This window comes from Streptomyces erythrochromogenes (genome assembly GCF_036170895.1).
Lineage (GTDB): Bacteria > Actinomycetota > Actinomycetes > Streptomycetales > Streptomycetaceae > Streptomyces > Streptomyces erythrochromogenes.
Genome location: NZ_CP108036.1, coordinates 4,840,596 through 4,853,047 on the forward strand (window position 1 = coordinate 4,840,596; position 12,452 = coordinate 4,853,047).

Consider the following 12,452-nt stretch of genomic DNA (forward strand, 5'->3'; position numbering starts at 1 on the left):
CACCCCCGCTTGGTCCGACTAGGTGAAAGACACCCTTGCCATGCACGCGTTCGCCAACCATGTGCCCGCCGTTGTCCTCAGACTCGACCGCAATCCGTTCCACCACGGAACCCTCGGCGCCGTCAGATCCCTTGGCCGCAAGGGCGTGGAGGTCCATGCCGTCGTCGAGGCCGGGGGAGGACCCATGGGGCGTTCGCGGTACCTGCGCGCAGTGCATCCGGGGCCCGTCGGCGGGCTGGACCCGGAGACGCCCGAGGCCCTGCTGGAGTGCCTGAACGGGGTGTCGGACCTGATCGGCCGTCCGGCCGTGCTCATCGCGATGGACGACCTGAGCGCCATCGCCGTGTCCCGGGTCGCCCCGATGCTCCGCGAGCGTTTCCGGATCCCCCATCAGCCCGACAACCTGCCCGCCCGGGTGGCCGACAAGGCCGAGCTGTCGCGGCTCTGCGCACGGTGGGACGTACCGCACCCGGAGACCGTGGTCCCGGCGAGCGGAGCCGAGGCGGCGGAGGCGGCCTGGCGGTTGGGCCTGCCGGTGGTGGCCAAGTGGAGCCGGCCCTGGCTGCTGCCCTCCGGGGCGGACGGGCTGCGCAGCACCACGCTGGTCCACACCACGGCCGAGGCGCGCCGGCTGTACGAGCGCTCCGCGCAGGCGGGGAGCCGGCTGCTGCTCCAGCGGTTCCTGCCGGCCGGGCCGGACACCGACTGGTTCTTCCACGGCGCCTTCACCCGCGGCGGGCAGCCGCTGCTCGCCGGTTCGGGCCGCAAGGAGCTGTCCTGGCCGGTGCGCACGGGGCTGACGGCGGTGGGGCGGTGGCTGCCGGACCCGGCGGTGGAGGAGGCGGCGCTGCGGCTCGCCGAACGCCTCGGCTACCAGGGGATCCTGGACCTGGACTTCCGCCGTGACGAGCGCGGGGTCTTCCGGCTGGTGGACTTCAACCCCCGCCCGGGCGCGCAGTTCAGGCTGTTCACGGACACGGCCGGACTGGATGTGGTGCAGGCGATGTACCTGGATCTGACGGGCCAACGGGTCCCGCAGCCCTCGGGCGGCGCGGGCCGCGTCTTCGTCGCGGAGAACTACGCGCTGCTGGCGGCGGTCCGGGGCCGTTCGCTGCCGCGGCGCCGTCCGGCGGCGGACCCCGCGCCCCCGAAGCCGGGACCGGCCGCGGAGCGGGGGCAGGTCGCCGAGCGGGCGCAGGTCGAGGCGGCCTGGTTCGCGTCGGACGACCTCCGGCCGTTCCTGGCCATGCTCGCGGCGTTCCTGGGGCGCGGCGCGGCCAAGGGGGTCCGGGTCCTGCGGGGCGTGCCGGCGCAGGGCCGCCGCACCGCGCGTGCGGTCGTCCGCGCGCCCCGGCAGCGCGGGCGGGAGCAGCCGGGCGTGACCTCCGCCGGGGCGGTCTCCCGTCCCGTCCCGCCGGAGGCCTCGGCCGAGCCGGACGAACTGGTGACCCGTTGACCGGGTCCGGACCGGCGGTCGGGGCCGGGCAGGTGACCGAGGTGCTGGAGGAGCGGTCGTGACGCGGATCGACGATCTCGTGGTGATCGGCGCGGGCCCGTACGGGCTGTCGATCGCCGCCCACGCGGCCGGCGCGGGTCTCGGTGTACGGGTGCTGGGGCGGCCCATGGCCTCGTGGCGCGACCACATGCCCGACGGCATGTACCTGAAGTCGGAGCCGTGGTCCTCCAACCTGTCCGCGCCGGACGGGCGGCACACCCTGGCCCAGTACTGCGCTTCCCTCGGCACCATCGCGGAACACGGCACTCCGCTGCCCATCGGCACGTTCAGCGCGTACGGGATGTGGTTCGCCCGGCACGCCGGGCCGCAGGTGGAGGAGGTGACCGTCACGGAGGTGACCCCGCAGGGCGACGGCTTCCGCGTCCGCACCGCCGAGGGACCGCCCCTGCTCGCCCGCACGGTCGCCGTCGCGGTCGGGGTGATGCCCTTCACCCGCTACCCCGAGGCGCTGGCGGGCCTCCCGCCCGCCCACTACTCGCACAGCAGCGGCCACCGGGACCTGTCCGGCTTCGCCGGCCGCGAGGTCGCCGTGCTCGGGGCCGGGCAGGCGGCCCTGGAGACCGCCGCCCTGCTGGCCGAGCAGGGTGCGCGGCCGTGCCTGGTGGCCCGGCGCTCCCGGCTGAACTGGAACACCGTCCCGCAGCCGCTGAGCAGGCCCGCGCTGCGCGCCCTGCGCGAGCCGCACAGCGGCCTCGGAACGGGCTGGCGCAGCTGGGCGTGGTCGGAGCTGCCCTGGGCGGTGCGCCGGCTGCCCGCGCACACCCGGGAGCGGATCGCGGCGACCGCGCTGGGCCCGGCCGGCGCCTGGTGGCTGCGGGACCGCTTCGAGCGGCGCGTGCCGGCGCTGCTGGGGCACCGGCTGCACCGGGTGGTGGCGGCGGGCGAGCGGACACGGCTCGGGCTGACCTCACCCGCGGGCGAATCGGTGGTCCTGGACGTCGCCCACGTCATCGCGGCCACCGGCTTCGTTCCGGACCTGGCCCGGCTGGGAATGCTCGACGCGGGGCTGCGCGCGGCGCTGATGACCGTGGGCGGCGGCAGGGCCCCGGAACTGGACCCCGGCTTCGAGTCCTCGTGGCCCGGACTGTTCTTCGCGGGGCTGCTGGCGGCTCCCTCATTCGGCCCTTCCATGCGATTCGTGCACGGCGCGGGCTTCACGGCGGGGAGACTGGTGAGAGGAGTCCGCAAGCGCCTCGGTGCCCGGGGCCCGCGGCCGGGCTCCCCCGGTGTCGCCCGGCTCGTCCGGGCTGCTTCCCCCGGGCCGGCTCCGGGGGTACCCCCAGGGCATCCGAAGACGTACCTGCGGTGAGACCCGCAGTGAGAAGGGGTCCGTGATGAGCACGGAGCGAGCGCAGGGCCGCGGCTGGGTACGCATTCCCGCCAGCCGCGGCGAACAGTCCGCCACGGGCATGACCGCCGGGCAGGACCGGTCCGCGTACCAGGGACCGTATGCGGGTCCGTATCCGGGACCGTACGCGGGCCCGTACGCGACGGCCGCCGCCACCGACCAGGCCACGATCTACCTCTCCGTCGTCCAGCGCTGGCGGGAGGCCGGGCGCACCCTTCCGGGGCATCCCGACGAGGAGTGGGAGCGGCTGATCTCCCAGCCCTGCTGGCCCGGCCGCTAGGGGGTGCGGACGGTGGCAGCGGCAGAGCGCGACGGACCAGGGCCGGCCCGGCGGACCCCCGTGACCGACGCCGGGGAGCGGCTCGCGCTGAACGGCATGGGCAGCTTCGAGTGGGACCTGGGCACGGGGACGGTGGCGCTGGACGCGGCCGCCATGGCCGTGTTCGACCTGGAGCCGGAGGAGTACGACGGCACCGCGGAGGGCGCCGCGCTGCGCGTGCGGCCCGAGGACGCGGCCCGGCTGCGCGAGACCATCGCCGGCGTCCTGGAGGAGCGCGGGGAGACGTTCGGCGCGTACTTCACGGTGCACCGGCGCGACGGCCGCGACCAGTGGACGCACACCACGGGCCGGGTGGTGCGGGACGCCGAGGGCCAGGCGCTGCACATCGCCGGGATCGTCCGGGACGCGGCGGCGGAACTGGCCCACGCGACGCTGCTGCGCAAGCTGGAGGCGGCGCGCGCCCAGCAGACGACGATCGTGCAGCGGACCACCGAGGCCCTGTCGCGGGCGGTGACGGTCGACGACGTCACGGCCGCGCTGACCGGGGCGGGCGCGTTGGAGCGGCTCGGGGCGGACGGGCTGGCCCTGGGACTGGTCGAGGGCGGCACCATGAAGATCATCGCGCTGAGCGGGGAGTCGCTGGAGATCCTCAGCGAGCGCCGGTTCACCCGGATGGACGGGTCGCTGCCGCTCTCGCACGCCGTGCTGACCAGGCAGGCACGTTTCGTCACCTCGCTGACCCAGCTCGGCGGCGAGTTCCCGCTCCTCGCGGACTACCTGAACCGCATCCGGTTCGACGCCGCCGCCTACCTGCCGCTGATCGCCCAGGCCAAGGCCATCGGCGGTCTGGTGCTCTTCTACCGGCAGCGCGAGGAGTTCAGCCCGGAGGAGCGCAACCTGTGCCTGGGCCTGGCGGGCATCGTGGCCCAGTCGCTGCAGCGGGCGCTCCTCTTCGACCAGGAGCGGGAGTTCGCGACGGGCCTGCAGGCGGCCATGCTGCCGCGCCGGATCCCGGAGATCTCCGGCGGGGAGATCGCGGTCCGCTACCACGCCGCGTGGAGCGGGCGGGAGGTCGGCGGTGACTGGTACGACGTGATCGCGCTGCCCCGCAACCGGGTCGGCATCGTGGTGGGCGACGTACAGGGCCACGACACGCACGCGGCGGCCATCATGGGCCAGCTGCGGATCGCGCTGCGGGCGTACGCGGGGGAGGGCCACCCGCCGTCCACCGTGCTGGCGCGGGCCTCGCGCTTCCTCGCCGAGCTGGACACCGAGCGCTTCGCCACCTGCATGTACGCGCAGGTGGACCTGGAGACGGGCGGCGTGCGCGCGGTCCGCGCGGGCCACCTCGGCCCGCTGATCCGGCACACGGACGGGCGAACGGGCTGGCCCAACGTGCGCGGCGGTCTCCCGCTGGGCCTGGCCTCCGCCTTCGAGCAGGAGGAGTTCCCCGAGACGCAGCTGGACCTGGTCCCCGGCGAGACGCTCGTGCTGTGCACCGACGGCCTCGTGGAGGAGCCCGGTACGACCATCACCGCGGGCATGGACGCCCTCGCCCACGCGGTGCGCAGCGGCCCCCAGGGCGCCGGGGCGCTCGCCGACCACCTCTCGGACCGGCTGTGGGAGCGCTGGGGCTCCGGGGACGACGTGGCCCTGCTGGTGCTGCGCCGGGCCCCCGACCCCGGCACCCACCGGGCGCCGCGCATCCACCAGTACATCCACCAGGCGGACCCGGAAGGCCTCTCGGACGCCCGCTACGCCCTGCGCCAGGCCCTGCGCGACTGGGGTGTGCCGGAGCTCGCCGACGACGTGGAGCTGGCTGCGGGGGAGCTGCTGGTCAACGCCCTGCTGCACACCGACGGCGGGGCGGTGCTGACCATGGAGGTGCTGCCGGAGCCGGTGCGGCGGATCCGGCTGTGGGTCAAGGACCGCTCCAGCGTGTGGCCGCGCCGGCGCAGCCCGGGCGAGGCCGCCACCACGGGGCGCGGGCTGCTGCTGGTGGACGCCCTGGCCACGCACTGGGGCGTGGAGTCCCGGGGCGACGGCAAGGCGGTGTGGTGCGAGTTCGACGTCGGCGGCACCCCCCGGAGCGCGGGGTGACCGGCCGGACACGCCGAGTTGTGGGCGGCGGGAGCCGGGGCGATGATGCCGACCATGGAACGGAACGCGCTGTGCGCAGGCTGAGCAAGGGTGCCGTGACCGGCATCCTCGCCGCGCTGCTGCTGGCCGCCGGAGTGCCGACGGTCGTGGACTGGACGACGGGACGGCCGCACGCGGACCCCGGGTGCCAGGCGGTTGCCTTCATGTCGATGACGGGCGTCGCGCCCGAGTGCCGGTCCCGGTAGCGGCGGCTACCGGGAAGACGCCACGGCCCACGGCCCACGGCCCACGGCCCACGGCCCACGGCCCACGGCCCACGGCCCACGGCCCACGGCCCACGGCCCACGGCCCACGGCCCACGGCCCACGGCCGCGCACGGGTTCAGTGGCTGCGGACCTCGACGTCCCGCCTGTCCTGGGCGACCGTGGCGACCGACTTCGGCATCAGGCCCGAGAGGTGGATCTCCTGGAGCTCGGCGGTGACCACCGCGTGGCCCGGGCGCACGTTCACCCAGCGGCCCGGGGCCGTGGCCACCCACCGGCGCTCCGTGCCGTCGCAGACGGGCTGCTCCGCGCCGATGCTCACCCGGCCGCCCTCGTGCTCGACGGTCGCCTTGATCTGCATCGCCCCCGTGGGTGAAGCCTGCTCGCAGTGGTACGACCCGGAAAGGGTGACGGTGCCGTCGCCCGCGACGTACGCGTCGTGATGTACGGAAATACCTTGATTGAAAACGGTGGCGCCGGCCGGGGCGGAGAACAACGTGGTGGCGGCCAGTGCCGAGAAGGCCGCAAGGGCCATTCGGCGGGGGGTGACGCGCATTCTTCCTCCAGGGGGTGTGGGCGGCGGTATTCCGCCGGAACGCATTGTGCTGGCAGGTGGCCGTACGCACTCGCTCCCCGCACTCGTGTCGGTGTGTGCAATTGCCTGCCCGGGCGCGTGAAACTGGCCGCAATACGTCCCCGAAGGGATCTTGCATGCGCCAGCCCGCCCTCCCCGCCCTCGTCCTCCTCCCGCTGCTGCTGTTCGGAGCCTCCGCCTGCCAGAGCGTCCCCGAGGGAGCCGCCCTCGCCCCGGCCGCGGCGCCGGCCGTCCCGGTGGACGACGGCGCTCCGGGCGGCGAGGCCGGTCCCGTCCGGCCGGGCGCGAAGGACGCCCATGTAGGTGACGCCGTACGGGTGCACGGCACGCAGGTCGGTCGCCACCTGGAAGTCGTGCTCGGCGCCTACGTGGACCCGGCGATCAGCGCCGACAAGAACTTCGCCCCGCCCGCCGGCAAGCGCTGGGTGGCCGCCTCGATGTCCTTCGTCAACGTGGGCGGTGCCTCGTACGGGGCTCTCGGACGCATGTGGGCGCACGACGGCGCGGGGCAGCGCCACCCGGTGGTGCCCACCGGTGAGCTGACGACCGGCAAACCGATCGTCTTCGATTCCCTGGAGGTCGGTGAGCGGGCAGAGGGGTGGGTGGTGTTCGAAGTCCCGGAAAACGCGCGCATTGTGCGGCTCGAATACCAGGACGCGAACATCAGGGCGAATACCGGAGAGGGTTTCTGGGCCGTCTAGCCCGCCCGGGTGAAAGGCCGTGAAAGGCCCGGGCGCGGGACCACTAGGGTGCGGCGCATGACTTCTACTCAAGCCGAAATCGACCGGTCCCAGCTCGGCACCCTTTCGGTGCTCGCCTGGATCGGCGACCCCTCCGAGGCGCACGACATCCCGTACCTCCTCGCCTACACCCTGGGCGACGGCCCGGGCGGCCGGGAGGCGGGCGAGGCGGCGGCCCGCGGGCTGCTGGAGGAGATCGGCCTGCCCATCGGCGACGTCGTCATGGACGGCACCCGCAACCCGGCCGGCTTCCCGGTGCAGATCCTTTTGGAGGGCAACCAGATCGCGCTCACCCTGCCCGGGATGAACGCGCAGTGCACCGCCCCCGACGAGTGGGTCGCCGCGGCGGACGAGAGCGGGCAGGCGTACTTCCTCTTCGCCACGCGCGCCTGGCCCGAGGCGGTCCCGGGGCGGCCGGTCGACGCGAAGACCCTCCAGGCCTTCGCGGGCGACGAGGAGGTCCTCACGGCCAGCGCCCACTGCGTGCTCACCGTGCGGCGCCTGCAGAAGTAGCCGCCGGCCGGGCGCCCGCCACCGCCCCACCTGCTCCGGCCGCCGGGCTCCCAGCCTGCCCGGTGGCCGGCCCCTTCCCGCCGGGGGCTCCGCTCAGGGCCTGCCTCCGGAGTCTTGCCTCAGGGCCGCTCGAAGGCGAATCTGAGCGAGCGGACCCGGTTGTCGAAGTTCGAGCCCGCCAGGTCCGGCAGGCCCACCGCGCGCAGCCCGACCGGCCGGGTCAGCAGCTCGCGGAAGAGCGCCTTCATCTCCACCCGGGCCAGGTGCGCGCCCAGGCAGAAGTGGGGTCCGCCGCCGCCGAAGCCCAGGTGCGGATTGGGCGAGCGGGTGATGACGAAGGCGTCGGGGTCGGGGAAGACCGCCTCGTCGCGGTTGGCGGAGGCGTAGTACAGCACCACCTTCTCGCCGGGCCGGAAGACGCGGCCGCCCATGGTGTGCTCGGCGACCACCGTCCGGCGGAACTGGATGATCGGCGTCGAGTGCCGGATCATCTCGTCCACCGCGCCGTCCGCGTACGCCTCGAAGTCCGACAGCAGCAGGTCCCGCTGGTCGGGGTGGTCGGTCAGCAGGGTCAGCCCGTGGGTGATGGCGTTGCGGGTGGTCTCCACCCCGGCGACCATCAAGAGGGAGAAGAAGGCGCCGAGTTGGCGGGCCCCGAGCGCCTGGCCGTCGACGTTCGCGCAGACCAGCGCCGAGATCAGGTCGTCGGTGGGGTTCTTGCGCCGCTCCCGGCCGATGCCCGCCACCATGCGCTGCATCCGGGCGAGCGCGCGCAGCCCGCGGCCGGGCATCCGCAGCCGGGAGGCCAGGCCGCGTTCCACGCCGATGTTCTCGGAGGCGTGGTTGACCCGGTCGGCGATCTCGGCGCGGAAGCGCTCCGGGATGCCCATCATGTTGCAGATGACCTCCAGCGGCAGCCGGGAGGCCACCGCCGAGACGAACTCGTCGGGCCGGTCGGCCAGTACGTCGTCCACGATGCGGGCGGCCACGGCGTGGATGTCGGCCTCGGCTGCGGCCAGCAGGCGCGGGGTGAAGGCCCGCTGGACGATCTTGCGGAGCTGGGCGTGGTCCGGGCCGTCGAGGTTGACCATCGAGTCGCCGAACAGGGCACGGACCCAGCGGGCCGGCTCGGGGGTGGTCACGCCGGGGGCACTGGCGAAGACCTTGGGCAGCCGGCTGGCCTCCTGCACGTGGGCGTGCCGGACGAGGGCCCAGTGGCCGGCCCCCTCGGGCACGAACACGGGGCCTTCGGCGGCGCGCAGGCGGGCGAAGGCGGCGAGCCGGTGGGCGGGCGGCTGCTGCCAGAAGCCCGGCTCGGCCAACTCCCTGCCGGGGTCGGTGCCGTGGCGTTGCGCCGGGAGTGTCATGGCCGTGGCCTCCAGTCGGTGCGGTTCGTCCTGCTCGTTCTGCGCTGGAGAACGGCGGCGGGGGCGCGGGGGTGACGGTTCGGCCGCCCCTGCCGCCGCGGCCGCCCGCCCGCTACAGGGCCTCGCCGCCCCGCCGCTCGGCCAGGATCACGCCGGCGGTGACCGTGGCCACCGCGACGAGTCCGGCGTAGAGGACGGCGTAGGCGCCCGTCCAGGTGCAGGCGAGGGTGACGAGGGCGGCGACCGGCAGCACCAGCTGCTGGGCGAGGCCGCGCTTGAAGTGGCGCGAGTGCAGCAGCCACACCATGAAGAGGAAGGCCGCGGCCGGGACCATGACGGAGGCGTTCGCGGAGACCTGGGAGATGTGCGCCTTGCCGACCGCGTGCTCGACCGCCACCTCGATGCCCGCGCCGATCGCCGCCCCCGAGGCGAAGATCAGCAGGTGGCCGTAACCCCACGGGACGGCCTCCCGGTTGGAGGTCAGGTGCTGGTGCATCGGTACGGCGAAGTAGATCCACCACGCGGCGAAGACGATCAGCAGCCCGCCCGCGGCGAGGGGGAGCAGCAGGCCGAGGGCCTCGTGCTCGTCGAGCGCGGACTTCACGGCCACCGTGCTCGCCGCGATCGTCTCGCCGAGCACGATGATGGTGAACAGCCCGTACCGCTCGACGATGTGGTGGGCGTGCCACGGCGTCTGGTGGCCGCGCTCGGCGATCACCGGGACCAGCAGCTCGGCCACGACCAGCACCAGGAACAGCCAGCGCTTGGCGTCGTTGGGCGCGAAGAGCAGACCCACCCAGCCGGCCTGGCAGATCACCAGCCCGGCCGCGTACTTCAGGGCCGCGGTGCGGGCGGAGCCGCTCTCCCCGGCGGCGGCCCGCAGCCACTGCGCCGTCAGCGCGACGCGCATGATGATGTAGCCGACGACGGCGATCGTCCAGTCGTTCTCGTCGAAGGCCTCGCTCACCCCCGCCGCGTAGACGAGGACGCCGGCGATCTGGACGAGCGTCGCGATCCGGTACGGCACGTCGTCGCAGTCGTAGGCGGAGGCGAACCAGGTGAAGTTCATCCAGGCCCACCACACGCCGAAGAAGACGAAGAAGTAGCCGATCACCCCGGTACCGGGATGGCCCTCCGCGAGCGCGTGCACGAGCCGGGCGCCGGCCTGCGCGACCGCGACGACGAAACAGAGGTCGAAGAACAGCTCCAGCGGGGTCGACGCGCGGTGGTCCTCGTCCCGGCTGCGGGCGGTCATGGGGGTGTAGGCCATACCGGCCAGCAGACCAGGGCGGTGACGCGCCGCAGCTCAGGCGCGCTGCCCCGGGCGGCCGCTGTGCCCCGGGCGGACGAGGTGGCCCACACGGCCCGGAGACGGCCGGACCAACGCACTGCGGGCGGCGGGACCTTGTTCCGTCGCCCGCGGTGCCTTCTGCTCTGCCGCGGGACGGTGCCCGCACCGGTCAGCCAGCAGAAGATCATCTTCAAGCGCAAGCACAACTGGCTGATGACCTACCTCTACGTCGGCACCTTCGGCTTCTTCCTCTGCTTCCTGGCTGCCTTCTTCTTCTCGGGCATCGGCAACGGCTCGACCTTCCGGCAGATCCCCGTCATCTTCCGGGCGCAGCACCTGAAGGGCCTGACGGAGGGCACCCCGAGTCACTCGGCGGCCCTGCGGCAGGCGGAGATCGAGTCGGGCGCCGTCACCGGTTTCACGGCCGGCATCGCTGCCTACGGCTTCTTCTTCATCCCGGCGATGTTCGCCAACTTCTCGGTGACGAGCGCGATGTGGGGCTTCGTGGGCTTCTACGCCTCCTGCGTCGTGGTGGCCTGGTGGTTCTACGCCCGCCCCGGTGCCGAGGCTCCGAGCTAGGTCCGACAGACCCAGTGCGGTGACCGCGGCCCGGGCCGGTCCTGATCCGCGGAAGGGGCGGCGTACGCCGACGGTGTCGGTGTACGCCGCTCCTCGGTGCGGCGGGTCACGGGCTACTTCGGGTCCTGGCCGAACTTCGAGGCCGACCAGCGGTAGCCGAGGACCGCGAGGCCCAGGCACCAGGCGATCGCGATCCAGCCGTTGTTGCCGATCTCGGTGCCGAGGAGGAGGCCGCGGAGGGTCTCGATGGCGGGGGTGAAGGGCTGGTACTGGGCGATCGGCTGGAACCAGCCCGGCATCGCCTCGATCGGGGTGAACGCGCTGGAGATCAGCGGGAGGAGGATCAGCGGCATCGCGCTGTTGCTGGCGGCCTCGGCGTTCGGGCTGGCCATGCCCATGCCGACCGCGATCCAGGTCAGGGCGAGGGCGAACAGGGCGAGGAGGCCGAAGGCCGCGAGCCATTCCAGGGCGGTGGCGTCCTCGGAGCGGAAGCCGATGGCGACGGCGACGGCGCCGACGAGGACCACGCTGGCGACCGACTGCAGCACGCTGCCGACGACGTGCCCGACGAGGACGGAGCCCCGGTGGATCGCCATCGTGCGGAAGCGGGCGACGATCCCCTCGGACATGTCGGTGGCGACGGACACCGCGGCCCCGATCACGGTGGAGCCGATGGTCATCAGCAGGATGCCCGGGACGACGTAGGCGATGTACTCGGAGCGGTCGGCGCCGCCGCCCCCCATGCCCGCGCTCATCACGTCGCCGAAGATGTAGACGAAGAGCAGCAGCAGCATGACCGGGGTGAGCAGCAGGTTCAGCGTCAGGGACGGGTAGCGCCGGGCGTGCAGGAGGTTGCGGCGCAGCATCGTCGAGCAGTCGCGGACGGCGAGCGAGAGGGAGCTCATCGGACGTTCTCCTTGGGCTGGTCGGGGATGGCGGTGCCGCCGGTGAGGGCGAAGAAGACGTCGTCGAGGTCGGGGGTGTGCACGGTCAGCTCGTCCGCCTCGACGCCGGCGGATTCCAGCCGGTCGAGCACGGAGCGCAGGTCGCGCTGGCTGCCGTCGCTGGGGATCTGCAGGGACAGGGCCTCGTCGTCGCGGGTGGTCCCGGGCAGGGCTCCGGCGGCGGACCGGTAGGCGGCCGGGTCGGTGAAGCGGAGCCTGACGTGCCCGCCCGGGACGAGCCGCTTCAGCTCGCCGGCGCTGCCCTCCGCGGCGATCCGGCCGTCGTGGAGCACGGCGATGCGGTCGGCGAGCTGGTCGGCCTCCTCCAGGTACTGGGTGGTGAGGAAGACGGTGACGCCGCCGGTGACGAGCTCGCGGATGATCTGCCACATGTTGTGGCGGCTGCGGGGGTCGAGGCCGGTGGTCGGTTCGTCGAGGAAGATCACGCGCGGCCCGCCGACCAGGGTCATGGCGATGTCGAGGCGGCGCTTCATGCCGCCGGAGTAGGTGGCCGCGGGCTTCTTCGAGGCCTCCACCAGGTCGAAGCGCTCCAGGAGTTCGCCGGTGACGCGGCGCCCTTCCCTCCTGGACAGGTGGTGCAGGTCCGCCATGAGGAGCATGTTCTCCTCGCCGGTGATCAGTCCGTCGACCGCGGAGAACTGGCCGGTGACTCCGATCGCGGCGCGCACGGCCTGCGGGTGGGCGGCCAGGTCGTGGCCGGCCACGTGCAGTTCGCCGGCGTCGGCGGTGACGAGGGTGGAGAGGATCTTGACGGCGGTGGTCTTGCCGGCGCCGTTCGGGCCGAGCAGGGAGAAGACCGTGCCGGCCGGTACGGCCAGGTCGATGCCGTCGAGGACCGTCTTGTCGCCGTAGGACTTGCGCAGCCCGCGGGCTGCGATGGCCGGGTCGGTCATGG

General features: G+C 73.7%; 13 protein-coding genes. 8 read left to right on the forward strand and 5 right to left on the reverse strand.

The window, feature by feature from the left end:
• Nucleotides 1–40: 40 nt before the first annotated feature.
• The 5 genes from OHA91_RS22095 to OHA91_RS22115 all read left to right on the forward strand — a co-directional run bounded on the left by OHA91_RS22095 (nt 41) and on the right by OHA91_RS22115 (nt 5,489).
• On the forward strand, nt 41–1,456 hold the full coding sequence (locus tag OHA91_RS22095; RefSeq protein ID WP_031150638.1) for a carboxylate--amine ligase: 1,416 nt from the start codon (nt 41–43) through the stop codon (nt 1,454–1,456).
• Nucleotides 1,457–1,523: 67 nt separating this feature from the next.
• Nucleotides 1,524–2,825 (forward strand): NAD(P)-binding domain-containing protein, encoded by a 1,302-nt coding sequence (locus OHA91_RS22100; RefSeq protein WP_328741157.1) that lies wholly within the window; start codon nt 1,524–1,526, stop codon nt 2,823–2,825.
• Between the two features lie 25 nt (nt 2,826–2,850).
• Nucleotides 2,851–3,144 carry a hypothetical protein gene (locus OHA91_RS22105; protein WP_031150642.1) on the forward strand — a complete coding sequence of 98 codons (294 nt, stop codon included), beginning with the start codon at nt 2,851–2,853 and terminating at the stop codon, nt 3,142–3,144.
• A 12-nt stretch (nt 3,145–3,156) separates the two neighbouring features.
• On the forward strand, nt 3,157–5,244 hold the full coding sequence (locus OHA91_RS22110) for a SpoIIE family protein phosphatase (protein WP_031150644.1): 2,088 nt from the start codon (nt 3,157–3,159) through the stop codon (nt 5,242–5,244).
• A gap of 71 nt (nt 5,245–5,315) precedes the next feature.
• A complete protein-coding gene (locus tag OHA91_RS22115; protein WP_167344716.1) occupies nt 5,316–5,489 on the forward strand; it encodes a hypothetical protein in 174 nt (57 codons plus the stop codon).
• Nucleotides 5,490–5,625: 136 nt separating this feature from the next.
• On the opposite strand, the gene OHA91_RS22120 is transcribed toward OHA91_RS22115, so the two are convergent.
• A complete protein-coding gene (locus OHA91_RS22120) occupies nt 5,626–6,063 on the reverse strand; it encodes a DUF6299 family protein (RefSeq protein ID WP_158714771.1) in 438 nt (145 codons plus the stop codon).
• Nucleotides 6,064–6,218: 155 nt separating this feature from the next.
• On the opposite strand from OHA91_RS22120, the gene OHA91_RS22125 reads away from it, so the two are divergent.
• Together OHA91_RS22125 and OHA91_RS22130 are read left to right on the forward strand one after the other, a co-directional pair.
• Nucleotides 6,219–6,803, forward strand: a complete 585-nt coding sequence (locus OHA91_RS22125) for a DUF4352 domain-containing protein (RefSeq protein ID WP_051893139.1) — start codon at nt 6,219–6,221, stop codon at nt 6,801–6,803.
• A 57-nt stretch (nt 6,804–6,860) separates the two neighbouring features.
• Nucleotides 6,861–7,355, forward strand: a complete 495-nt coding sequence (locus OHA91_RS22130) for a DUF5949 family protein (protein WP_031150650.1) — start codon at nt 6,861–6,863, stop codon at nt 7,353–7,355.
• A 119-nt stretch (nt 7,356–7,474) separates the two neighbouring features.
• Here the strand turns inward: OHA91_RS22130 and OHA91_RS22135 are convergent, their stop codons facing one another.
• Together OHA91_RS22135 and OHA91_RS22140 are read right to left on the reverse strand one after the other, a co-directional pair.
• On the reverse strand, nt 7,475–8,722 hold the full coding sequence (locus tag OHA91_RS22135; protein WP_031150652.1) for a cytochrome P450: 1,248 nt from the start codon (nt 8,720–8,722) through the stop codon (nt 7,475–7,477).
• A 112-nt stretch (nt 8,723–8,834) separates the two neighbouring features.
• On the reverse strand, nt 8,835–9,992 hold the full coding sequence (locus tag OHA91_RS22140; RefSeq protein WP_078959275.1) for a low temperature requirement protein A: 1,158 nt from the start codon (nt 9,990–9,992) through the stop codon (nt 8,835–8,837).
• Between the two features lie 177 nt (nt 9,993–10,169).
• Between OHA91_RS22140 and OHA91_RS22145 the strand changes: the two genes are divergently transcribed.
• Nucleotides 10,170–10,592 carry an MFS transporter gene (locus tag OHA91_RS22145; protein WP_328739822.1) on the forward strand — a complete coding sequence of 141 codons (423 nt, stop codon included), beginning with the start codon at nt 10,170–10,172 and terminating at the stop codon, nt 10,590–10,592.
• A 113-nt stretch (nt 10,593–10,705) separates the two neighbouring features.
• Here the strand turns inward: OHA91_RS22145 and OHA91_RS22150 are convergent, their stop codons facing one another.
• The gene (locus OHA91_RS22150; RefSeq protein ID WP_328739824.1) at nt 10,706–11,497 is read right to left on the reverse strand and encodes an ABC transporter permease; all 792 of its coding nucleotides are present in this window, start codon (nt 11,495–11,497) and stop codon (nt 10,706–10,708) included.
• On the reverse strand, nt 11,494–12,450 hold the full coding sequence (locus OHA91_RS22155) for an ATP-binding cassette domain-containing protein (protein WP_031150660.1): 957 nt from the start codon (nt 12,448–12,450) through the stop codon (nt 11,494–11,496). Before OHA91_RS22155 ends, OHA91_RS22150 begins: the two co-directional genes overlap by 4 nt.
• Nucleotides 12,451–12,452 lie beyond the last annotated feature (2 nt).